A 22,609-nucleotide genomic window follows, 5' to 3' on the forward strand; every position below is an offset into this window, starting at 1 on the left:
GCCAAGGATTCAAGATTGTTATTTATTACTAATCATGAAAAAAATTGACTGTGTGCGGCATTATTTTTATTTTTACAGGTTGCTCAACAGCTAACACGCGGTCTTGCTCTGCAGCAACTTCACACTCTTGCCCTGCAATATTAATTCGATATACATAACGCGTACCGATAAAGCGCCTGTGCAAAATAGTTAAACTGTTTGCGTCACTGTGCGCAGCTTCACACAACTGAATATGGTGCGGTCTTATATACACTTGACCTTGCTGACAATCTGCATTGTTCGGTGTCAATGAGTGAACCACACCAAACGCCGTTTCGTATTCAGTTGGCGTTAATACTTTTGCCGTTAAGTATATGCCCGTACCAAGAAACTCTGCAACCACCTTTGAGTTAGGTTGGCTAAATAACTGCTCAGGAGAGCCTTGTTGGGCTATTTTTCCACCATGCATAACCGCAAGCGTGTCAGCAAATGCGAAAGCTTCTTCCTTCGAATGGGTAACAAATACCGCAGAAACCTGCTGAGCTTTAATAATTCGGCGTATATCTGCAATAAGCTCAAAACGCACTTGTGTATCAATATTCGAAAATGGCTCATCAAGTAATAATAAACTTGGTTTGTAAGCAAGTGCACGGGCTATTGCCACACGTTGCTGCTGTCCACCAGAAAGCTGATGAGGGTATCGCTGTGCACAACCATCGAGTTTAACAAGGCTAAGCATTTCATCTACACGCTCTCGCTTTTGCGCTTTGCTCATATTGCTAAGACCAAACGCAATGTTGTCGCTTACCGTTAAATGAGGAAACAGCGCATAGTCTTGGAACATCATGCCAATATTACGTTTTTCCGGTGCAACAAACAGCCCACTATCGTTGACCACTTTTGAATCAATACTCATATAGCCTTGATCAGGCTGTAAAATCCCGGCAATTGCCTTTAAGGTGGTGGTTTTGCCGCAGCCACTTGCGCCAAGCAAACAGACGATTTCATCTTGTTCAACATTGAGGTTTAGTTCACTCAACACCTGAGTCGCATTGTACTGATAAGCTAAGTCTTTAATTATCAAATGACTCATGAGTGATTTTGCTCCATCGAACGATTAACGAAATACAAAGGGATTAACCCAACTAACACGATAAACAAGGCTGAAATTGACGCAAGCTCCAATTGCTCATCACTAACATATTGAAAAACATGAGTTGCTAGGGTTTCAAAATTAAAAGGTCTGAGTAATAAAGCCGCAGGTAACTCTTTCATGCACTCAATAAACACTAATAAACCAGCTGTTAAAATACCGCGTTTTAATAGCGGTAAATGTACTCGCCACAAGGTTTGTAAGATCCTTTGCCCATTGATTGGCTAGCCATATCTAATGAAGGGCTAATACGTAAAAAACTGCTTTCAAGCGCGCCATGCGCAATCGCATAAAAACGTACAACATAAGCAAAAATCATCGCAAATAAAGTGCCGCTCAAAAGTAATCCTGGTGATAAACCAAAAGGCTCAAGCCAATTATTTAATGCATCATCTAGCTGAGTTAATGGGAGCAATACAGCAATCGCTAATACAGTACCAGGTAAGGCATAGCCAGTACTTGCTAAACGCCCAGGGATCAAAGGGTAAGCTTGCTTCGCAATGCGTTGATAAAACAATACCAATAAGCTCAATAGGATAGTTGCAATGCTCACCACTACTGCCACTTTAAAGCTTTGCCAAGCGTAATTAAAGAATGCCCCATTCCATGCTTCATCTGCATAGACAATGGCATATTTAACTAATACTCCAACCGGCAGAATAAAAGCCAATACCAGCACAACGGTGCAAGCCAAGCTTGCAGCCCATGCCGCACCGCCTTTTAAGCGATACAAAGTTGCGCTGTTTACGCTTGACTGACGTTCATACACAGCTTGATTGCGACGACTAAAGCGCTCAACCATGATGGTTAAAAACAAAATCAGTAACATAATACCTGAGATTTTCGCCGCTGCGGTTAATGAGTAATAGCCAAGCCATGTATCATAAACAGCGGTCGTCAGTGTGCTCACAGCAAAGTAGTTAACAGTAGCAAAATCAGCCATAGCCTCCATACTGATCAATGTAACCCCTGCCACAATCGCCCCACGACCAAGAGGCAAACTAACGCGTAGAAAACTTTGTAATGGTGATAGCCCCATTAATTGACTAGCTTGCACTAGTTTAAAAGACTGCTCTCTGAGTGCCGTTTTAAAAATTAGGTATAAGTAAGGATAGAGTACCAAGGCAATCATAAAAATAGCCCCAGTCAATGTACGAATATCAAAAAACCAGTAATCGTCTGGTGATTGCCAACCAAACCAGTCTCTGAGTGCGATCTGTACAGGCCCTGCATAATCAAGTAAGTCGGTATACACGTAGGCGATAAGATAAGTTGGCATTGCTAAAGGCAGCATTAACGCCCATTCAAATTGCTTACGCCCAGGAAAGTCACAATATGCAGTTAACCAAGCTAACGGCAATGCAATTACACAGCTTAACAGCCCTACCCCTGCAATGAGTATGAGAGTATTACGGGTATAATCCCACAGCACGGTATCGAAAAGGTGCTGAAATACATCTGAATCTCCTTGTAGAGATTCAAATAATAAAAAGCCTAATGGCGTAACAAGCAACAGGCCAATCAGCCAGGCTATAAGCTGCCAACGCGACAGCGAAAACTTCACATGCATAAGTGGATTAATACCAGATAAAATAAAAGCTGTTAAAAAACAGCTTTTATAAAAATGTGTTACGAGAAATATCCTCGTTATAAATCAAACTTTACTTCATCAATCAGCTTCAGTGCCACAGGGCGATATTTGCTGATCTCATCAAGAGGTAGACTATCTTCTTTAAACTCACCCCATGATGCAACCATCTCTGATAATGCAACCCCTTGCTTTACAGGGTATTCCATATTAACGGAAGCATACATATTTTGCGCCTTATTGTCGGTCATATACTCAACCAGTTTCAAGGCATTTTCAGGGTTTTTAGCATAACGGGTCATAACAACGCCCGATACATTGATATGAGAACCACGGTTCGTTTGGTTAGGGAAGTTAATATAAACCGCTTCAGCCCATGATTTTTGCTGCTCATCTTGCATCATTTTGCCAAAATAATAGCTGTTGCCTAACGCCAGATCGCATAAACCTTCTTTTACGGCTTTGACTTGCGCTCTGTCATTACCTTGCGGTTTACGTGCTAAATTGGCTTTTACGCCCTCAAGCCATTGCTTAGTTTTTGCTTCGCCATGGTGAGCAACCATAGAAGCAACTAAACCTAAATTGTATGGATGTTTACCAGAGCGAGTGCAGATCTTACCTTTGTATTTTGGGTCCGCTAAATCTTCGTATGTTAACTCACCAAGCGCACCAACGCGCTCTTTTGCAGAGTAAACATTACGTACACGTTTAGTAAGTGCTATCCATTGACCGTCGGCATCGCGAAAAGTGCTTGGCACATTCGCATTAACTACATCACTATTAATTGATTGCGTTAAGCCTAAATCTTCTAATTGAATCAGCGCACTAAAATTTGAAGTTAATACTAAATCAGCCTTACTGTGTTTACCTTCGCGCTTAACACGCTCAATCAGCCCTTTTTTTGCAAATACCACATTAGTTTTAATGCCTGTTTGCTTAGTGAAATCATCCAAAATAGGCTGAATTAAGAATGGTTGACGAAACGAGTAAATATTTACTACATCTGCAGCAAATGTAGGCGCGCTTAATAATGCGCTAAGTAATACTAAGGCTGTTTTCTTCATTTTATAGCACCTAAATAGTAACAATTATCAAAATATTTTACCTAGAGTTAGGGCAAAGTGCACCCGTTTAAACTTATATTTCAATCAACATAGCTGCCATTTAGGAATTTGCATGTAAGACATATCTCACCCGCATGGCAGTTATTGAGTAAAAAGCACCAGCAAACACTGCATAAAAAAACCTAACCAACTGAAATTTAATGAAATATATTAAATGACAATAAAATAACCAGCAGATTAAGTAAGATTTTGACCTACTCAGCTTTGCCTATTTCTCTATAATTACTTACATCAACTAAGCAAGAAGCTTAATGAGTAGATGGATAAGGAAGCATTACTCATAATACCGCGGAATAAGGTTCATTAGGAGAATAAGGAATCAAGGACAGGCTCAGGAAGAGTAACGCAATGGAGTGACAACCTACGGACAGCATCAGGATGATGTGGAATGGCATAACAACAGGATGTTGTTATACAGGAAGTTCAAAAGTGGAATAAAGGACATACCGTTAGGGCATCGCAACGGATTTGCAAATAAAGGGATAGTGTCGGGATGGCACGTAAGGGAATGGTAAAGTGATTACCAGCAAGGATGTAAAGGACTAACAAGGAAACAAGGCGGGATTGCCTTATATTACACAGAACCAATAAGTAAAGTGTAATCGCATGGATTGGCAAAGTTTAGGGAGTTGATTAGATTCAATTGCAGGATGCAAAAAATTAAGAAGATTCCGCAAGCGCGACTAGAGATAGTACGCGCTTTTCTTTTGCCTACAATTTAGTAAAGAGTTATACCAATTCGCTTAATTAAGTGGTCTATTTTGAGGCAATAAAACCTCGTCGATAACAAGGCAAAAATTTCGTTATTTAGTTGTTCTAAATCAGTAATTTTTAACGCAGGTAGCGACAGGTTTAATCCCTCAAAATGATTAAGTATTATTGCGGATTGGTACTATTACTCCGGGCGTCCCTTATTTCGCTTACCAAGCAGGTAAGCATCTCTAAACTTAATAAAATGTTGCTCAAGCTTTTGAGTTGCATCTTCTTCACCAGCAAGAGCAAGAACCATAATAGCCACCTCAGCAGTACCTAGTTGATGCTCATGCGGGGCAACACGCAATCGATAATCCGAAAGCTTTTCAGGTGTAATTGAAAGCACAGGAAAATTATCTAGATAAGGGCTTTTACGGATCATTTTCTTTGCTTCGCGCCAAGTACCATCTAAAAAGATAAACAATGGACGCTTACCTTCAACAGGGGTTACTTCGGTGATCACCCGCTCTTCGTCGTCTACATCGCTAGCAGGAAAAATAACCATTGGCTGATACTGAGGATCTGCCAATAAGCTTAATAAGGCTTCATCTGGATTTGTTCTATCCCATTTAAAGGCATGGTTATCTGGCACGATTTCAGCAATTAAACGGCCAGTATTTGACGGCTTAAAACTCTCATTATGGTACATAAGTAAACAAACCGCGGCATCACACTTTGCCTGTTCAACACCATCACAAATACAATAGTGTTCGGCTAATAAACATCGCTCACAACGCGTTAACTTTGCTCCTCGCGCTTTAAATTCACGACGAGACTCAGTCATTTGCTGAGCACGAAGCATTAACACGGAATTATTTGAGATAGTAGCCACTGTATTTACCAGATAATTAAACGGCGCGTATTGTAGCTAAAAATAAGGGGAATAGATATCTGCAAGCCCAAAGAGCAAGCTATTTCTAAAAAATGAAGAGAAGTAGTGTTATAAAAAATGCAACAAGGGTTAGCTTCCAAAAAACGGCTATTAAATCGCTATTTTTATTACGTAAATCATCTCTGTGGGACTTCTTCAAAAACACGACCTGTAAATCTGATAAGCCTTTACAGTGCGGACACTCTGGCTCAAGATAATTTACTTCTAAGCCACATCGTGAACAAGGCTTACTGCGAATTAAACCAAAGCGAAACATTTGTTTGTCCTTCTCTTAAAACTCCATAGCTGAATTTACTGTATCTTAACTACTTTTCTAAAACCAGCTCTGGCATTGTGTAAGCGCTCATACTCCTTTAAAATAGCGCCCTTGTATATCATCGAGGCTGGCTGTGTTACTCAATTATAATCCCCCAATGACACCTTATTTAAGTATTGTTTATCAAGACGATGACTTACTTATTGTGAATAAACCAAGTGGTTTACTTACTGTGCCGGGAAAAGACCCAAAACACGCCGACTGCCTTATTGCTCGCATTAATCGCGTTTTCCCAACGGCAAAAATTGTTCACCGCCTTGATATGGCGACCTCTGGCATTATTTGTTTAGCTATGCATAAAGAAGCGCATCGTAATTTAAGCATTCAGTTTCAAGATAGAAAAACCGCGAAACGCTACATTGCTCGTGTATTTGGTAAGCTTGAGCAAGAAACTGGTTCTGTAGATTTACCACTTATTTGTGATTGACCGAACCGCCCAAAGCAAATGGTTGATCACGACAATGGCAAACCGTCATTAACCCATTTTAAAGTACTTGAGCATGAACAGAATGCAACTCGTGTTGAGCTGACCCCTATTACTGGGCGTTCTCACCAACTACGTGTGCACATGCTGTCATTAGGTCACCCTATTTTAGGCGATAAGTTGTATGCTCACCCCGAGGCATTCGCCATGGCTCCTCGCTTACAACTGCATGCTGAAATGCTAACCTTAGTCCACCCAGCCAGCGGTGAAATATTGATTTTTGAAGCTGCTCCTGAGTTTTAAGACAATTCGCTAAATATTTAATAAAGACTGCCGATAGTTAATTTAATCACTGATTTAATTAAAGACTCAGGTAATATCGGCATGAATTTAAAACCCGCACATCGCTTAGCTTACGCAGCCTGTTTTGCGTTGATGGGCAATGTGAATGCTGCCGATTTTATTAAACCCACCCCTTGGTCAAGCTTGGTCACTAACGATATTCAACGCTTTTTACCAAGTGATGAAGTACGTACTCTGCTTGCCGGTGAAGATGAGTTCATTAGCTTATATCGTCAATCGATGGCAGCCAGTCAACGCGGAATTGTGCTCATTATTCCTGATTGGCAGCATCTACCCACTAATAATGCTGGTATTAACTTTTTGCGCAAGCAGTTAAACGAAATTGGCTATGCCACCCTTGCCATGACCATGCCTGACATTGATTGGCATCCTGCTGATATGGCAACGCCCGAGTCACCTGAAAGCTCTGAAGCTGAGTCAACAACACAAAGTAGTCAACAAGGCGGTGAGCAATCAACTCCTGCTCCACCAGCCGAAACGCAACAAGCGCCGCATTTTGTTACGGGTGAACCTAATATTAGTGAAGCCGTACTTGATGATTATAAATTAAAGCTAATTGCCAGATTCAATGCCTTGTATAACAGTGCCATGGATGAAGGCGGCAACATTATTGTAGTAGCACAAGGTGCCAGTGCGGGGCTATTGATTGAACATTATGCGAGCTTTCCAAACAACGAACTAAACGCTTTTATTAGCCTAGGTAGTTATTTACCTAACAGTATTCGTAACCAGCATCTCAATGCCACGCTTTCAACTATCAGCCCACCGTTACTGGATATTTTTTATAGTGAAGGTAACCCTGACACGCTGCAAAGTGTTAAAGACAGAAAACGTTGGGTAAGAAAACACGCAAAATATGACTACCGACAAAGAGAGTTATTTGGTGTGCCTTCAGAGCCTGAGCAGCATCAGCGGCTGCTCAAAGAAGTCGACGGATTTTTACGCCGCCTTTTTTAAATACTCATAAGCCGCTTGAATATCTTGGCTTTTCTTTACCGCAACTTCCATCATATGTTTTGGTAAACCTTGCGATACCAGCTTATCGGGATGATGCTGAGCCATGAGCTTTCGATAAGCAACTTTAATATCTCTCGCAGAAGCATCATTGTTTAAACCTAAAAGAGCCAACGCTTGGGCGCGATTCATACTATTATTCGGTGGCACACTGTGCCCTCTTTGTTCACTATGACTGCTGCGATTTTGCTGACTTTGTTGACGCTGCTGTTCATAAAAACGCTGTTGTTGCTGACGAAATGCAAATTCGGCTTGGTAGCGTTTTAATAAAATTGCAAACTGAGTACGTGAAATACCTAACTGCTTACTCACCTCTTGCAAAAGCTGCTTTTCTTGCTCTGCAAGGTGACCATCAGAAAAGGCCATTTGAATTTGTATTTCGAGGAACAGTTGCAATAAATCATGGCGTCGAGCAAAGCGCTCTTTAAAGTCATGAACGGTTTCTTTTAATGAAAAATCGCTTTCTTTACCACTACGAAAGGCATCTTGTGCTTCTCTGCGCTCATCGCCTGAGAGCCCCATTTCGTCCATAAACAAACTTGCAGCACGAATATGCGTTTCACTAACGCGACCATTCGATTTGGCGATATGCCCCATTACCGCAAAACAGCTAGAAAAGAAAAGTGCTTGGCGCTCGTTAATATCATCGCCTTTAAACAAACCAGAAAAACCACCTGCTTTATCAAAGTCTTGTTTTAAGCTGCGATCGAACATATGGCCTAGGTATAGGCCTAGTAAGGCTCCTATAAATTTGCCAAACATAAAGCCAAAACAAAAACCGAGTACTTTTCCCCACATAATTTGGCAAACCTCTGTTGTTTTTACAAAGCGAAACGCTGATTGATTTCGTCGAGTCTGGCTGGTGTGCCAATGTCATCCCACTGACCCAAATAAAGTTCAGTCGAAACCTGGTACTCACTGAGCTTTTCGCGCAAGATTGGCCCAAGCGGGCGAATACCTGTGCTGAGACCTTTAAAGAAATCAGCATGATAACGACTTATACCGGAAAAAGTATACTTTTGACTATCAGGACTTAGATGACTCAGTGCAAAATCACCATCAGGATTATGCGCAGGATTTTCAACAAGGACAATATGCGCCTCACCGGCTTGCAGGTGTAACTGCTTCAACGAAGTCACATCGTAATCAGTAAACACATCACCATTGATGACAATAAATTGTTCGCCCAATAACGGCAATGCTTGAATGATCCCCCCGGCGGTTTCAAGCCCCCCAGCCTGCTCTTGGCTGTAAGTGATCGATACACCAAACTGCGAACCATCACCGAAATACTCTGTTATTTTGTCGCCCTGCCAGGCAAGGTTAATAACAATATCGGTAACCCCGGCTTGACGTAAGTTATTAATATGATGCTCTAATAGTGGCTTGCCGTTAATCTTTAGCATCGGCTTTGGTTGCGTTTCGGTTAGCGGCATCATGCGTTTACCACGCCCCGCAGCTAGGATCATTGCTTTCATTTGGACTCTTTCGTTAAACGCTGCTTAGTCTGTGGCATAATTATCTGCTCTATCCACTGACCAAGGGCTGTTAACTCTGGGTATTCTTTACTGACATTACTGATGTATGTAAGGGTTGGCAGTACATTATTCAAATAGCCAGACTTACCGTCACGTAATTTTAAGCGGCAAAATATGCCCGCAGCTTTTAAATGACGCTGCACGCCGGTTAAGTCAAACCAACGTTTAAACATCGCAAACGAAGTGTCTTGCAATAGCTGCTGCTCGCTAAATTCGTCATAAGCGTAATGTAAAAGGTAGTCGAGCTCTTGTTCTGGTAGCTTGAAATAGCAATCTCTTAATAATGAAACAAGGTCATAACACACCGACCTTGTACGGCATCTTGATAATCGATGATTGCCCATTGCTGCCCTGTGCGCATAATATTGCGACTATGGAAGTCTCGGTGCACCGTAACAATTGGTTGCTCAAGGGCATTATTAATTAATAACTCACAGGCTTGTTGCCACATTTTCTGCTCATCAGCAGAGAGTTGCTCACCGATAAAGTTATCGACTAACCAATCTCTAAAAATACTTAGCTCAAACTGTAAAAACTCGCCATCAAATACTTTCATATATTGGGCAGGCGGGATTTGCGCCCACTGTGCACTTAACTTTATTAGATGTTTGTAGTGTAAAGTGCGGTCTTCGTCGCCCAGTAAATCAGCCAAATGAGTATTGCCTAAATCACTCAGCAAGAAGAAGCCTTGTTTTTCATCAGCCTGAAGAATTTTTGGTAATTTAAACCCATGCTGAGAAAATACTTTATTGAGCTCTATATAAGGCGTGTTATCTAATTTATCTGGATCTGAGTCCATGACAATATAGCTCTGATCACTTGTATTTACTCGGAAATACCGGCGAAAACTCGCATCCCCAGTGATGGCGGCTAATTGATATTCATCCTCTTTAAAGTGAGGATTTAAAAACTGCTGTAAACTTTTATAACGATTCATTTAGTAAGATATCTATTTTTCACTAAGTCAATTACTGTATTTGCCATTGTTTTCCTTTATTATGTCTAGCTTATATCCAACCAAAGAGCATTAAGGTCATTAAATGAGCAAAACCTGGGGCATAATGATGCTAAGCGTACTTAGCGCACCATCGTTCGCCGAAACTGAACTGACACACAATTTTTGTGGCACTTCAATGCAAACCAGAGCTTGGCAACCGCTCCCTGGCCTTGAACTTAATATGATCGATATCAAATCCGATGATATTGAACTATTGGGTACCCAAAGCGCAGAATTTACCGGTAATGTAGATATTAACACCCTAACGATGAATTTGTCCGCACAAAGTGCACTGATTGACAAACAACGTGGGTTACTTAATGCAACCGGTCCTATCGTTTATCGCGATAAAGTAAGCCAAATTAATAGCTCTGGACTCAATGCAGATTTAAACAATTCTGAATTGAGCTTGCTAGGCGCAGACTATAAGTTTACTGATCAACTTGGTCATGGCGGCGCAGAAAAACTAACAGTTAATGAGTCTGGCCTAAACCTGATGAACGCAAGCTTTACTACCTGTCCGGGTGAAACACCTGTGTGGCCATCGAAGCTGACGAAATCGACTTATCAAGAGAAGAAGGTTGGGGCGAAACACATAATACTGTGCTTAGAGTGCTTGATACCCCAGTACTTTATGTTCCTTATTTTACTTTCCCATTAGATGACCGTCGTAAGTCAGGTTTACTAACACCTAATTTCTCGAGCTCAGGCCGCTATGGTATCGAAACCATTACTCCTTATTACTGGAATATTGCACCAAATTACGACGCGACTATAACACCGCGCTATATGTCTAAACGCGGTTTACAAATGATTGGGGAGTTTCGTTACTTAACTGAGCAAAATAATGGCTTAGTTGCTGTTGAGTACCTAGACAAAGATGACGAAGAGCCAAATGTAGACTCTCGTTACCTGTTCCACTGGCAACAGCAAAGTTATTTAGGTGAAAACTGGCGTGCTAATATCGACATAACAAACGTCAGTGATGATAACTACTTAACCGATTTAAACTCTGGTTATGCGACTCGCACCGATACTCAGTTGTACCGCACCGGCTCTCTAACCCACTTAGGTGACACTTGGCGCACCAATATCAAGTTGCAAAGTTTTGAAGTACTTGGTGATCACCGTGAATCATATGCGGCGCTGCCACAAATTAGTTTTTCGCAAACTGATGCATATGATTTTTATGGCATTGATTTAACCCTTGATGGTGAGCTCAGTTATTTCACTAATGATGAAGCTGTAATTGATGAAGCAAGCCGTGTTCATATAGAGCCTAAAGCAAGTTTTGGTTACCAAGAATACGCATGGTCATTTTTATCTGAGTTCAGCTTATTACATACTGAATACAACCAACATGGTGACTTAGCTGGTACCGAGTTTGATGAAAATGTCACTCGAACCCTACCTAAAGTGCGTTTATACAGCCAATTAAATTTTGAGCGTGATACTGCATTTTTCTTTAAAGATGGTATTCAAACTCTTGAACCACAAATTCAGTACTTATATACGCCAAATAAAGACCAATCAAATATTGGTCTTTACGATACAGCAAAATTACAAGACGATTTCTTTGGCTTATTTAGAGATCGCCGTTTTTCAAGTATCGACCGGATAGCAACTGCAAACCAATTTACGTTAGGTGCAACAACACGCTTATTTAGTAGTGAAAATGAAGAAGTATTTAACTTCAGTGCCGGACAAATTTTTTATTTAAGTAATGATGCCAAGCCTACATCACAAGGTATCGACTCCGACACTAACTACAATGCCTTGTTTGCAGCGCAAACCATGTTACATTGGCACCGTCGTTGGTATTTATCAGGTGGTATCCAGTACGACACTGATGGTAAAGAAATTATTCAGTCAAATATCACCTTAGATTATAAAGGTGACGATAAACAGCTCGTGCAATTGAACCATCGCTATGCAAATGATGTCTCAGGCAATACAATCGAGCAAGTTGGTCTATTTACCAGCATTCCGCTATCAGAAGATTGGCAGTTTGTTGGCAGCTACCACCGTGATTTAGAGAGCGGTCGTAGTATTGAGGTTTTCAGCGGTCTTCAGTATGAATCATGCTGTTGGGCGTTTCAAATCACATACCGTCGTCAAATCGAAACTGATTTGAACCAGGCGATTGGTCAAGAGCAAGCAACCTTTGACACAAGTATTGGTTTCAATATTGTGTTAAAAGGGCTTGGAAGCAAAAGCCGTTATGATGCACAAAAATTATTACAACAAGGTATTTTTGGCTATCGTAGACCGTATTTTCTTAATAACTAGTACCGCAGTACTATTAGCAAGAGTATTAGAAAAAGTATGAATTTAAAAAAATTATTTGCATCAGCATTATTAACAGTTGGCCTATGCCAAAGCGTTTTCGCAAAACCAGTTGAAATTGACAAAGTGGTGGGCGTTGTTAACCAAGGTGTTATCTTACAAAGTGAAGTAGACACCATTGTTAATCGCGTAAAGACTCAGGCTGCAGAGCAAGGTCAAGAATTACCTTCTGATGATACACTGCGAATTCAAGCCATTGAGCGTTTAGTTAGCCAAGAACTAATGATGCAACTTGCTGAGCGTATGGGTCTTGAGATTTCAGACTCGCAATTAGACCAAACTTTAGAAAATATGGCGCGTGAGCAAGGTGGCAGTATTGCTGACTTACGTAGGACAATTGAAGCGGCTGGAGACAGCTACCCTGCATATCGCGAAGAAATCCGTAAAGAGATCACCACGCAACAAGTAACTCGCATGAACGTGGATCGCCGTATTTATATCAGTACGCAAGAAATTGATAACCTGTTAAAAATCATGGAAACACAAGGTAAAAATGCCGAAGAATATGACATTGGCCATATCTTGATTGATATTCCTAGTGATGCTACTGCGGATGAAATTGCGAGCGCTAAAACGCGAGCTGAGAAAGTTATTGAGTTTTTAAAAGAAGGCAAAGAGTTCAAGCGTATTGCTATTTCATCTTCAAGCGGCTCAAAGGCACTTGAGGGTGGTCAGCTTGGTTGGATGAGCATCAACGAAATGCCATCGCTATTCGCAGAAGCTGTAAAAGGTCATAAAAAAGATGACATTGTTGGTCCGCTTCGTTCAGGTGCTGGTTTCCACATCATCAAAGTGCAAGATGTTCGTGGTCGTCAAGTTGTTGAAACAACAGAAGTTCGTTCACGCCATATCTTAGTTAAACCATCAATTATTTTAAGCGAAGAAAAAGCGCGTGACATGCTTAAAGGCTTTGCAAAAGATCTTCGTGATGGTAAAGCTGACTTTGCAGAACTTGCTAAAGAGTACTCTGAAGATCCAGGTTCAGCACTAAAAGGTGGTGAGTACGACTGGACTGACCCAAGCACCTATGTACCAGAGTTTAAGAATACCTTGCTTTCTCTAGATAAAAATGAAATCAGTGAGCCATTCAGAACTCAGTTTGGTTGGCACATTGTACAGCTACTTGATAAGCGTGTAGCAGATAAAACAGAGCAAGCTAAACGTAATCGCGCTCACCAACTACTGTTTAATCGTAAATTTAAAGAAGAAAGTTTCAACTGGCAGCAAGAAATGCGTGAGCAAGCACACGTTGATATTTTCCCAACAGAATAATAATTATGACCATTAGAATTGCAATTACCCCAGGTGAGCCAGCTGGTATTGGCCCTGATTTACTTATCAAGTTAGCGCAGCACCAGTGGGATGCCCAACTGGTGGTGATTGCTGATGGCGCGTTATTAAAACAGCGCGCTAAGTTGCTTGGTTTAGATATCAATTTAATTGACTTCGATGATAGCCAAGCACCAAGCATTGCCCCTGCAGGCAGCGTTTACTTACACCAAGTAGATTTAGGCACAGACGTTGAAGTGGGCGTACTTAATGACGCTAACGGTCAATATGTGTTGGATACACTGCGCATTGCCAGTGAAAAAAATATGGATGGTACTTTTGCTGCTGTTGTTACATATCCAGTTCATAAAGGGATTATCAACAAAGCGGGGATTTCGTTCAGCGGTCACACAGAATATTTTGCACAGCAATCAAATACTGCCGATGTAGTGATGTTGTTAGCAACTGAAGGCTTGCGCGTGGCACTTGTTACGACCCATATACCACTTGCTTATGTATCGCGCGCAATCACCGTTGAGCGTTTAAGCAAAGTAGCCACAATATTAAATCATGACTTACAAACAAAGTTTGGCATTGAAAAACCACGCATTCTCGTATGTGGCTTAAACCCACATGCCGGCGAAGATGGTCATTTAGGCACTGAAGAAATTGACACTATAACGCCAACTCTTGAGCTATTAAATAACCAAGGTATGAACTTAATTGGCCCATTGCCTGCTGATACCCTATTCCAAGATAAATATCTTTCGCAAGCAGATGCAGTGCTTGCAATGTATCACGATCAGGGATTACCTGTGCTAAAATACAAAGGTTTCGGCAATTCGGTCAACATCACTCTTGGCCTGCCATTTATTCGCACCTCAGTAGATCACGGCACGGCTCTCGATTTAGCCGGCACAGGTACTGCTGATGTAGGTAGTTTTGAATTAGCGATCCGCGAAGCAATTAAGCTCGCCCATGAAAAAGCGCAGAATCAATGACAGATAAAGTACATTTAGGACACCGCGCGCGTAAGCGTTTTGGTCAAAACTTTTTAAACGATGACATGATCATCGACAAAATCGTCACGACCATTGATCCTAAACCTGAAGATAATTTAGTAGAAATCGGCCCGGGTCTTGGTGCTATCACTGAGCCAGTCGCTGATTTAAGTGGCCACCTAACGGTTGTTGAGTTAGATAAAGACTTAGCAGAACGTTTAACGAGCCACCCATTCTTAGGGCCAAAGTTAACAGTGCATCAAGGCGATGCAATGAAGTTCGACTTTAGCTCTTTGATCAAGTCAGACGAAAAATTAAAGATTTTTGGTAACTTACCTTACAATGTTTCGACCCCGCTGTTATTCCATTTATTTGAATTTGCAGACAATGTTGAGCATATGCACTTTATGCTGCAAAAAGAAGTAGTTAAACGTATGGTCGCAGGCCCAGGCAGCAAAGCTTTTGGCCGCTTGAGTGTAATGACACAATATTACTGTCACGCAATGCCAGTGATTGATGTGCCACCAGAGTGCTTTAAGCCAGCCCCTAAGGTCGATTCAGCAGTAATTCGTTTGATCCCTAAAAAGCCTGAACAGCGTTCAGCTAAAAGTACAAAACTTCTTAACACAGTATGCTTAGAAGCCTTTAATCAGCGCCGTAAGACTCTGCGTAATAGTTTATCTAACTTACTTACAGCTGAAGAACTAACAAGCATCGGCATTGATATCACGCTGCGTGCTGAAAGCCTGTCTTTACAACAATTTATTGATATAGCTAATTGGATTTATGACAACAAGCAGTAATCTAGGTTCTCCAATTAAGGTGTCGGTTGAGACCTTCTACGTAGAAGGTCAATCAGAGCCTGAACAAGATAAATACGTTTTTGCTTATTCTATCACCATTAAAAACCACAGTTTATGCAGTGCTAAGCTTTTGAGCCGTTATTGGTTAATTACTGATGCTAACGGCAAAGAAGTGGAAGTACAAGGTGAAGGTGTTGTTGGTGAAACCCCAACCATTGCCCCAGGTGAAAGCTACAAATACACCAGTGGCGCTGTGCTTGATACCCCAGTTGGGACAATGCAAGGTCATTACACCATGCGTAACGAATTTGGGACTGAATTCGAAGCACCAATCGAGGTGTTTCGTTTAGCTCGCCCAAACATATTGCACTAAATAACGATGGCTGATTATGCAATTGGTGATTTACAGGGGTGTTATAGTGAATTTGATGCGTTATTGAAACGGGTCAACTTCAACCCAAGCCAAGATCACCTTTATTTAGTCGGCGATATAGTCGCTCGAGGTCCTGACTCACTCGCCTGTCTCGAGCGTCTTCATACTATGCAAGGCAGTGTAACTATTACCCTTGGTAATCATGATTTACACCTTATCGCTTGTCATTATCTAAATAAACCTGCAAACCCCAAAGATAAGCTGGCCGATGTTTTTAATAGTCCAAAACGCGCTGAATATATTCATTTTTTACAGCAACAGCCATTAGCTATTTGGCTTGAACGCTATAACATGCTGATAAGTCATGCTAACGTTTAAATCCTAGCTGGTCAATAAAAAAAGCATTGAAACGTGCTAGTTTTGCCCAGCAATGCTATCAAGGAGCTGATGCAACTCATTACTTCGCCAATATGTACGATCCCCATCCGTTACAGTGGCAATCGAATTTAAGTAGTGAAGCTAAATTTCGCTATATTGTTAATTATTTCACTCGGATGCGGTTCGTAAACCTTACAGGTGAACTCGATTTTGCAAACAAAACCAGTATTAGTGAAGACAGCTCAATAATACCTTGGTTCGATCACCCTGATATTTCTAAGTTAAAACAGCATATTGCATTTGGCCACTGGGCTGCTTTAGAAGGTAAAGTCAAACAAGAAAACATCCACGCTCTTGATACAGGCTGTGTTTGGGGTGGCGCAATGACCCTAATGGAACTCAACACAAAAGACTATTTCGTCGAAAAATCCCACTCTTTTATCTAAATAAACTGAAAAATAGCTGAACATCTGTTAGATTTATAACAATTAAAATAAATTTAATTTAAAGCTAATTAAATTTAAATACTTAACTAATTGGCAACCTTGCCGATAAGTGTTGATTAGTACTATTTTCTGGAATTGCATATGAACTTGACCGTTAGACAGCGCATTTGGGGTGGCTTTATTGTTATTACGTTACTCCTGCTTTTTATTGGTGGTAACTCGTTGGTAAAAATTACCAACATAGATCAATCAACACAGCGAGTTAACCAGCTTTCGCTGCCAGCTCTCGATAAGAGTTATGAGTTACAGGTTGAATTTATTTTAATGAGTAAGTCAGCTCAGGCAAGTTTTTATACTAGTGCGCAAGATGAACTGGCGACATTAAGAAAAAATTTCAACCAACAAAAAAAACGATATGATAATTCCTACCAAGAGCTTCAACAAATTGTTAGCAACGATCCAAAGCTAAAACAAAGCAGCCAACAAGTTGAGCAAACTTATAAGCGCTTTGTTAAGTCTGTCGACAACCTGTTTGCAGATAAACAAACTCAACTTGAGCTAAATAAAACACTACGCACCCAGCTTGAAAACATCGAAATCAGTGCTGAAGATGCAAATTCAGTGGTGCTTGATATTATTGATATAGATGGACTTGAAGAAAACCATTCACGTGCTTATCAAGCCGCCAATAACATGGAAAACAACTTCCAATCAGTCGTCACTAACAGCACTGATATGCTTACGGTGAAAACTCTCAACACATTAGACATCGTAAAAAATGAACAGGTTTATTACTTAGAAGAAGTTGAGCGTAGTTTAGGGCTCATTCGCCCAGCAATTATTGATAATAACGCCGGTTTGTATAATGATTTAAACGGCTACTTTGAAACGCTTTCAGATAATGTTCGTGGTAATAACAGTTTATCTGCAAATAAAAAACGTTTAATTGATGCAATTGCTAAAACAGAAGCTGAATTAGCAAACGCAGAAAACTCTACTAGTGAAGCATTAAAGCAATTAAAAGAACTAGTTGACCAAGCTACAGTGCTGGCTTTTGACTTGCAGCAAGATGTCAGCGGTAATGTCTCAACAGCAACTATTTGGACTTGGGTTGCCATGGTGATTGCTACTTTAATTGCTATCATCGTTGCTGCTGTGACTGTTAATCGTATAACCAAGCCCCTTTCTGAAGTAAACCGTATCCTTGATATCGTGGCAAGCGGTGACATGACACAGCGTCTTGACGACTCAGCTAAAGACGAGTTCGGTGAACTATCACGTAGCTGTAATACGCTAATTGAAAGTTTGCGTACGCTTATCCAAGGTATAATCTCTCGCTCTACACAGCTAGCAGCTGCTTCTGAAGAGACATCGGCAATCACTGAAGAATCTAGCCAAGCTATACGTAATCAACAAGCACAGGTTGAACAAGCGGCAACGGCAACAACTGAGATGAGCAGTACATCACAAGCGGTAAGTAGCAGTGCTCAACAAGCTCTTAGTGAAATAAAGAACGCTGACAAAGAAGCAGATCGTGTCAAAGGCATTTCATCACAAAATAAAGCAACCATTGAACAACTAGCTCGTGAAGTCGATGATGCATCGCAAGTTATCAACCAGCTTCATAAAGACAGCGCTTCAATCGGTGGCATTTTAGATGTTATTCGTGGCATTGCTGAGCAAACCAACCTACTTGCGCTTAATGCAGCCATTGAAGCAGCCCGTGCCGGTGAACAAGGCCGAGGCTTTGCCGTAGTTGCTGATGAAGTACGCTCTCTAGCAAGCAAGACTCAAGAGTCGACCCAAGAGATCCAAGCAATGATTGAATCGCTTCAGGTTGGCGCTGAGGCTGCTGTATCGGCTATGTCGAAAGGTAAGCAACAAGCTGAGTCGTGTGTTGAGCAATCAGACCTTGCAAACACGGCCCTGATTCAATCACTGCTGCCGTTGCACAGGCTCATAACGTAAGTGAAGAGATTTCAACAGCCGCTCACGAACAGCAGCAAGTATCTCAAGAGATCAGTGAACGTTTAGAGTCGATTGTAGCAATCGCAGAGCAAACAGCTGAAGGTGCAAACCAAACTAATATCTCAAGCTCTGAAGTAGCAAAACTGGCTGAAGAACTGCGTTTATCGGTAGATGCGTTTAAAGTATAGTAAGCTACAAGCTAATGAAGAATAGAAGCCGTGTTTGTGAAAGCAAACGCGGTTTTTTTATAGTAATTCTTAACGAAGTTAACAGCTGGCTTTTGATTCAGTCTTATTGCGAATAACTAAAATGTGCTGATGGTTAAAAAACAAAAAACCCAGCCGGAGCTGGGTTTTTAAAATGATTAGTCAAAAGAACTTACTTCTTTTTAACTGCTTTTTTGTTTGGAAGGTCAGTGATTGAACCTTCGAAGATTTCAGCAGCTAGACCGATTGATTCGTTTAACGTGGGGTGAGCGTGAATAGTTAACGCTAGGTCTTCACCGTCTGCGCCCATTTCAACAGCTAAGCCGATTTCACCTAGCATTTCACCTGCGTTGATACCAACCATAGCACCACCGATAACACGACCTGAGTCTTTATCGAAGATTAGCTTAGTTTGACCTTCAGTACGTGCTGAAGCGATTGCACGACCAGAAGCAGCCCAAGGGAATACAGCAGTTTCGATGCTTAAGCCTTGCTCTTTTGCTTCTTTCTCAGTTACACCAACCCATGCGATTTCTGGATCTGTGTATGCGATTGAAGGGATACACTTAGGATCGAAGAAGTGTTTCTGACCAGAGATAACTTCTGCAGCAACATGACCTTCGTGTACCGCTTTGTGTGCAAGCATTGGTTGACCAACGATATCACCGATAGCGAAGATGTGACCAACGTTTGTTTTAAGCTGTTTATCAACATTGATGAAACCACGCTCATCAACATTAACACCTGCTTTATCAGCATCAACAAGCTTACCGTTAGGTGTTCGCCCTACTGCAACAAGTACTTTGTCGTAACGTACTGCGTCAGCTGGTGCATTTTTACCTTCGAATGAAACGTATAGACCGTCTTCTTTCGCTTCAACACCAACAACTTTAGTAGAAAGCATTACGTTGAACTTGTTCTTAACGTATTTTTGGTAGATCTTGATAACGTCTTTATCTGCTGCTGGTACTAATTGATCAGCAAACTCAACAACGTCGATTTCAGAACCTAGTGCACGGTATACAGTACCCATCTCAAGACCGATGATACCACCACCTAAAACAAGTAGTTTCTCAGGAACGTCTTTAAGCTCTAGCGCACCTGTTGAGTCAATTACGCGGTCATCTTCAGGGATGAAAGGTAAGTTAACTGGTTGAGAACCTGCTGCAATAATAGCATTGTCAAACGTGATTGTTGTTGTACCGTCAGTACCTTCAACAGCAATGGTGTTGCTGCCAGTGAATTTACCGTAACCGTTAACCACTTTCACTTTACGCATTTTAGCCATGCCGTCTAGAACGCCAGTTAATTGACCGATTACAGACTCTTTCCAAGAACGGATTTTGTCTAGGTCGATTTCAGGCTTGCCAAAAGTAACGCCGTGAGATGACATTTCTGCAGCGTCATCGATCACTTTAGCTACGTGTAAAAGTGCTTTTGAAGGAATACAACCCACATTTAGACATACACCGCCTAATGTGTTGCGAGATTCTACCAATGTTACTTCTAAGCCCAAGTCAGCAGCACGGAAAGCCGCAGAATAACCACCAGGACCACCGCCTAGTACAACAACTTGAGTTTTTAATTCGTTGCTCATGCTATTACCTTAAATGTTTGAACGGGACACTGCCCCTAAGTTTAACTGCCATGTTTCTGCAAGGCAGAAAGGGAGAGCAGATATCTATACCAAGATTGTTCTATAGCAAAGATTGTATCATTGCCAATGGTAAAAATCCCAGCAAAAAACAACTTGCTGGGATTTGATTCTTATAAACTGTAAAACGACTACATCACTAGTTGACGAATATCGCTCATGTAGCTTGCTAGCGTCACAGTAAAGCGTGCTGCTAGTGCACCGTCAATAACCCTATGGTCGTATGACATTGATAATGGAACCATTAATTTAGGTTCAAACTCTTTGCCATTCCACTTAGGTTTCATTTCTGACTTAGATACACCCAAGATAGCAACTTCTGGCGCATTTACAATTGGTGTGAACGCTGTACCACCAATACCACCAAGGCTTGAGATTGTGAAACAACCGCCTTGCATATCAGATGAAGTTAGCTTGCCGTCACGTGCTTTCTTAGAAATATCCATTAACTCACGAGAAAGCTCAATGATGCCTTTCTTATCAACATCTTTGAACACTGGAACAACTAAGCCATTTGGCGTATCAACTGCAACACCAATGTTGATGTATTTCTTCAAGATTAAGCTTTCGCCGTCTTCAGACAGTGAAGAGTTAAACGTTGGGAATTCAGCCAATGCTTTCGCCGCTGCCTTCATCACAAATACAAGTGGTGTGATCTTAACACCCAGCTTTTTCTTCTCAGCAAGGGCATTTTGCTCTTTACGGAATGCTTCAAGGCTTGTGATATCAGCTTCGTCAAACTGTGTGACATGCGGGATTTGCACCCAGTTACGGTGTAAGTTTGCACCTGATAGCTTCTGGATACGAGAAAGTTTCTTCTCTTCAATTTCACCAAACTTAGCAAAGTCAACCTTAAATTAAGGGATAAGACCTAACTCACCGCCACCGGCATTACCTTTACCTGCAGATAGCTGACCTGACTCAACTTTCTTCACAAGATCTTTCACGTAGTTTTGTACGTCTTCTTTCACAACACGATTCTTACGACCCGTGCCTTTTACGTTTGCTAGGTTAATACCAAATTCACGCGCTAAACGACGTACAACAGGCGATGCATGTGCATACGCTTTGTTATCTGCAAAGCCTTCGTTGCTTGCAGGTGCTGATGCAGGCTTTTCAGCCGCAGGCGCTTTTGCTGCAGGCGCTGCTTCAGCTTTTGCAGGAGCAGGTGCCGCTGCAGCTGGTGCACTACCCGCTACTTCAAATACAAAGATAAGTGAGCCAGTTGATACTTTATCCCCAGCTGCTACTTTGATTTCTTTAACAGTACCGGCAAATGGTGCTGGTACTTCCATTGATGCTTTATCGCCTTCAACGTTTAAGATTGACTGATTTTCTTCAACCTTGTCGCCTACAGCAACCATCACTTCGGTTACTTCAACTTCGTCACCACCGATATCAGGCACGTTAACTTCTTTAGTGCTTGATGCCGCTGCTGCCGGCGCTGCTTCAGCAGGTGCTGATTCTGCAGCAGGCGCTTCTGAACCGCTTGAAGCTGTTTCAAAAACGAAGATTAGAGAGCCCGTTTTCACTTTATCGCCAGTCGCGATTTTGATCTCTTTAACCGTACCCGCCATTGGAGCAGGTACTTCCATTGATGCTTTATCGCCTTCAACGCTTAATAAAGATTGCTCTTCTTCAACCGTGTCACCTACCGCAACCATGATTTCAGTTACTTCAACTTCATCATCGCCGATATCTGGCACAGTTACTTCCTGTGTAGCAGAAGCTGCAGGCGCAGCTGCTGGAGCTGGCGCTTCTTCTTTAGCCTCTGCAGGAGCCGCAGCTTGTTCTTCACCTTCGAAGATCATGATAAGTGAACCAGTAGTTACCGTATCACCTTCAGCTACTTTAATTTCTTTAACCGTACCTGCTTGTGCAGCAGGTACTTCCATTGATGCTTTGTCGCCTTCAACCGTTAATAACGATTGGTCAACCTCAACCTTATCACCAACGCTAACAAGGATTTCGGTTACTTCAACTTCATCGCCACCGATATCTGGTACATTAATTTCAATACTCAT

The 22,609-nt window shown here is 41.6% G+C and carries 11 protein-coding genes and 7 pseudogenes; 9 read left to right on the forward strand and 9 right to left on the reverse strand.

What is annotated here, in order from left to right:
- Positions 1–28 precede the first annotated feature (28 nt).
- The 4 genes and pseudogenes from ACRWSG_RS05995 to ACRWSG_RS06010 form a co-directional block, all read right to left on the reverse strand.
- The gene (locus tag ACRWSG_RS05995) at positions 29–1,072 is read right to left on the reverse strand and encodes an ABC transporter ATP-binding protein (protein WP_166340488.1); all 1,044 of its coding nucleotides are present in this window, start codon (positions 1,070–1,072) and stop codon (positions 29–31) included.
- A pseudogene (locus ACRWSG_RS06000) lies at positions 1,069–2,702 on the reverse strand (ABC transporter permease). The gene ACRWSG_RS05995 and the pseudogene ACRWSG_RS06000 overlap by 4 nt, the downstream one beginning before the upstream one ends.
- A gap of 77 nt (positions 2,703–2,779) precedes the next feature.
- Positions 2,780–3,784 (reverse strand): Fe(3+) ABC transporter substrate-binding protein, encoded by a 1,005-nt coding sequence (locus ACRWSG_RS06005; RefSeq protein ID WP_138601729.1) that lies wholly within the window; start codon positions 3,782–3,784, stop codon positions 2,780–2,782.
- A 955-nt stretch (positions 3,785–4,739) separates the two neighbouring features.
- A complete protein-coding gene (locus ACRWSG_RS06010) occupies positions 4,740–5,399 on the reverse strand; it encodes a tRNA-uridine aminocarboxypropyltransferase (protein ID WP_054551007.1) in 660 nt (219 codons plus the stop codon).
- Between the two features lie 479 nt (positions 5,400–5,878).
- Here ACRWSG_RS06010 and rluA point away from each other — a divergent pair.
- A pseudogene (gene rluA / locus ACRWSG_RS06015) lies at positions 5,879–6,532 on the forward strand (bifunctional tRNA pseudouridine(32) synthase/23S rRNA pseudouridine(746) synthase RluA).
- An 81-nt stretch (positions 6,533–6,613) separates the two neighbouring features.
- On the forward strand, positions 6,614–7,549 hold the full coding sequence (locus ACRWSG_RS06020; RefSeq protein ID WP_462165874.1) for a DUF3530 family protein: 936 nt from the start codon (positions 6,614–6,616) through the stop codon (positions 7,547–7,549).
- On the opposite strand, the gene djlA is transcribed toward ACRWSG_RS06020, so the two are convergent.
- The 3 genes and pseudogenes from djlA to ACRWSG_RS06035 all read right to left on the reverse strand — a co-directional run bounded on the left by djlA (position 7,532) and on the right by ACRWSG_RS06035 (position 10,081).
- Positions 7,532–8,404 (reverse strand): co-chaperone DjlA, encoded by an 873-nt coding sequence (gene djlA / locus ACRWSG_RS06025; protein ID WP_054551003.1) that lies wholly within the window; start codon positions 8,402–8,404, stop codon positions 7,532–7,534. The genes ACRWSG_RS06020 and djlA overlap by 18 nt on opposite strands.
- A gap of 23 nt (positions 8,405–8,427) precedes the next feature.
- A complete protein-coding gene (murU, locus tag ACRWSG_RS06030) occupies positions 8,428–9,084 on the reverse strand; it encodes an N-acetylmuramate alpha-1-phosphate uridylyltransferase MurU (RefSeq protein ID WP_209327234.1) in 657 nt (218 codons plus the stop codon).
- Positions 9,081–10,081: pseudogene (locus ACRWSG_RS06035) on the reverse strand (aminoglycoside phosphotransferase family protein). Before ACRWSG_RS06035 ends, murU begins: the two are co-directional and overlap by 4 nt.
- A 103-nt stretch (positions 10,082–10,184) precedes the next feature.
- Between ACRWSG_RS06035 and lptD the strand changes: the two are divergent.
- The 7 genes and pseudogenes from lptD to ACRWSG_RS06070 all read left to right on the forward strand — a co-directional run bounded on the left by lptD (position 10,185) and on the right by ACRWSG_RS06070 (position 18,913).
- Positions 10,185–12,430: pseudogene (lptD, locus tag ACRWSG_RS06040) on the forward strand (LPS assembly protein LptD).
- Between the two features lie 36 nt (positions 12,431–12,466).
- A complete protein-coding gene (gene surA, locus ACRWSG_RS06045) occupies positions 12,467–13,759 on the forward strand; it encodes a peptidylprolyl isomerase SurA (RefSeq protein ID WP_138601738.1) in 1,293 nt (430 codons plus the stop codon).
- Positions 13,760–13,764: 5 nt separating this feature from the next.
- Positions 13,765–14,757: a 4-hydroxythreonine-4-phosphate dehydrogenase PdxA gene (gene pdxA / locus ACRWSG_RS06050; RefSeq protein ID WP_462165875.1), complete on the forward strand. Its 993-nt coding sequence runs from the start codon at positions 13,765–13,767 to the stop codon at positions 14,755–14,757.
- Entirely contained in the window at positions 14,754–15,560 is an 807-nt protein-coding gene (gene rsmA, locus ACRWSG_RS06055; RefSeq protein ID WP_462165876.1) for a 16S rRNA (adenine(1518)-N(6)/adenine(1519)-N(6))-dimethyltransferase RsmA, read from the forward strand. Before pdxA ends, rsmA begins: the two co-directional genes overlap by 4 nt.
- On the forward strand, positions 15,544–15,933 hold the full coding sequence (apaG, locus tag ACRWSG_RS06060; protein WP_054550996.1) for a Co2+/Mg2+ efflux protein ApaG: 390 nt from the start codon (positions 15,544–15,546) through the stop codon (positions 15,931–15,933). The genes rsmA and apaG overlap by 17 nt, the downstream gene beginning before the upstream one ends.
- A gap of 6 nt (positions 15,934–15,939) precedes the next feature.
- Positions 15,940–16,757, forward strand: a pseudogene (locus tag ACRWSG_RS06065) (symmetrical bis(5'-nucleosyl)-tetraphosphatase).
- A 141-nt stretch (positions 16,758–16,898) separates the two neighbouring features.
- Positions 16,899–18,913, forward strand: a pseudogene (locus ACRWSG_RS06070) (methyl-accepting chemotaxis protein).
- A gap of 190 nt (positions 18,914–19,103) precedes the next feature.
- Here ACRWSG_RS06070 and lpdA read toward each other — a convergent pair.
- Together lpdA and aceF are read right to left on the reverse strand one after the other, a co-directional pair.
- A complete protein-coding gene (lpdA, locus tag ACRWSG_RS06075; RefSeq protein ID WP_462165877.1) occupies positions 19,104–20,528 on the reverse strand; it encodes a dihydrolipoyl dehydrogenase in 1,425 nt (474 codons plus the stop codon).
- Between the two features lie 188 nt (positions 20,529–20,716).
- Positions 20,717–22,609: pseudogene (aceF, locus tag ACRWSG_RS06080) on the reverse strand (pyruvate dehydrogenase complex dihydrolipoyllysine-residue acetyltransferase).

This window comes from Pseudoalteromonas sp. GB43, assembly GCF_054923805.1.

What these genes read in the sequence shown, in the direction of transcription:
- ACRWSG_RS05995 (WP_166340488.1), bottom strand. Translation starts at nt 1,072, where the DNA reads ATGAGTCATTTGATAATTAAAGACTTAGCTTATCAGTACAATGCGACT.
- rsmA (WP_462165876.1), top strand. Translation starts at nt 14,754, where the DNA reads ATGACAGATAAAGTACATTTAGGACACCGCGCGCGTAAGCGTTTTGGT.
- ACRWSG_RS06010 (WP_054551007.1), bottom strand. Translation starts at nt 5,399, where the DNA reads ATGCTTCGTGCTCAGCAAATGACTGAGTCTCGTCGTGAATTTAAAGCG.
- ACRWSG_RS06005 (WP_138601729.1), bottom strand. Translation starts at nt 3,784, where the DNA reads ATGAAGAAAACAGCCTTAGTATTACTTAGCGCATTATTAAGCGCGCCT.
- apaG (WP_054550996.1), top strand. Translation starts at nt 15,544, where the DNA reads ATGACAACAAGCAGTAATCTAGGTTCTCCAATTAAGGTGTCGGTTGAG.
- ACRWSG_RS06020 (WP_462165874.1), top strand. Translation starts at nt 6,614, where the DNA reads ATGAATTTAAAACCCGCACATCGCTTAGCTTACGCAGCCTGTTTTGCG.
- surA (WP_138601738.1), top strand. Translation starts at nt 12,467, where the DNA reads ATGAATTTAAAAAAATTATTTGCATCAGCATTATTAACAGTTGGCCTA.
- lpdA (WP_462165877.1), bottom strand. Translation starts at nt 20,528, where the DNA reads ATGAGCAACGAATTAAAAACTCAAGTTGTTGTACTAGGCGGTGGTCCT.
- djlA (WP_054551003.1), bottom strand. Translation starts at nt 8,404, where the DNA reads ATGTGGGGAAAAGTACTCGGTTTTTGTTTTGGCTTTATGTTTGGCAAA.
- murU (WP_209327234.1), bottom strand. Translation starts at nt 9,084, where the DNA reads ATGAAAGCAATGATCCTAGCTGCGGGGCGTGGTAAACGCATGATGCCG.
- pdxA (WP_462165875.1), top strand. Translation starts at nt 13,765, where the DNA reads ATGACCATTAGAATTGCAATTACCCCAGGTGAGCCAGCTGGTATTGGC.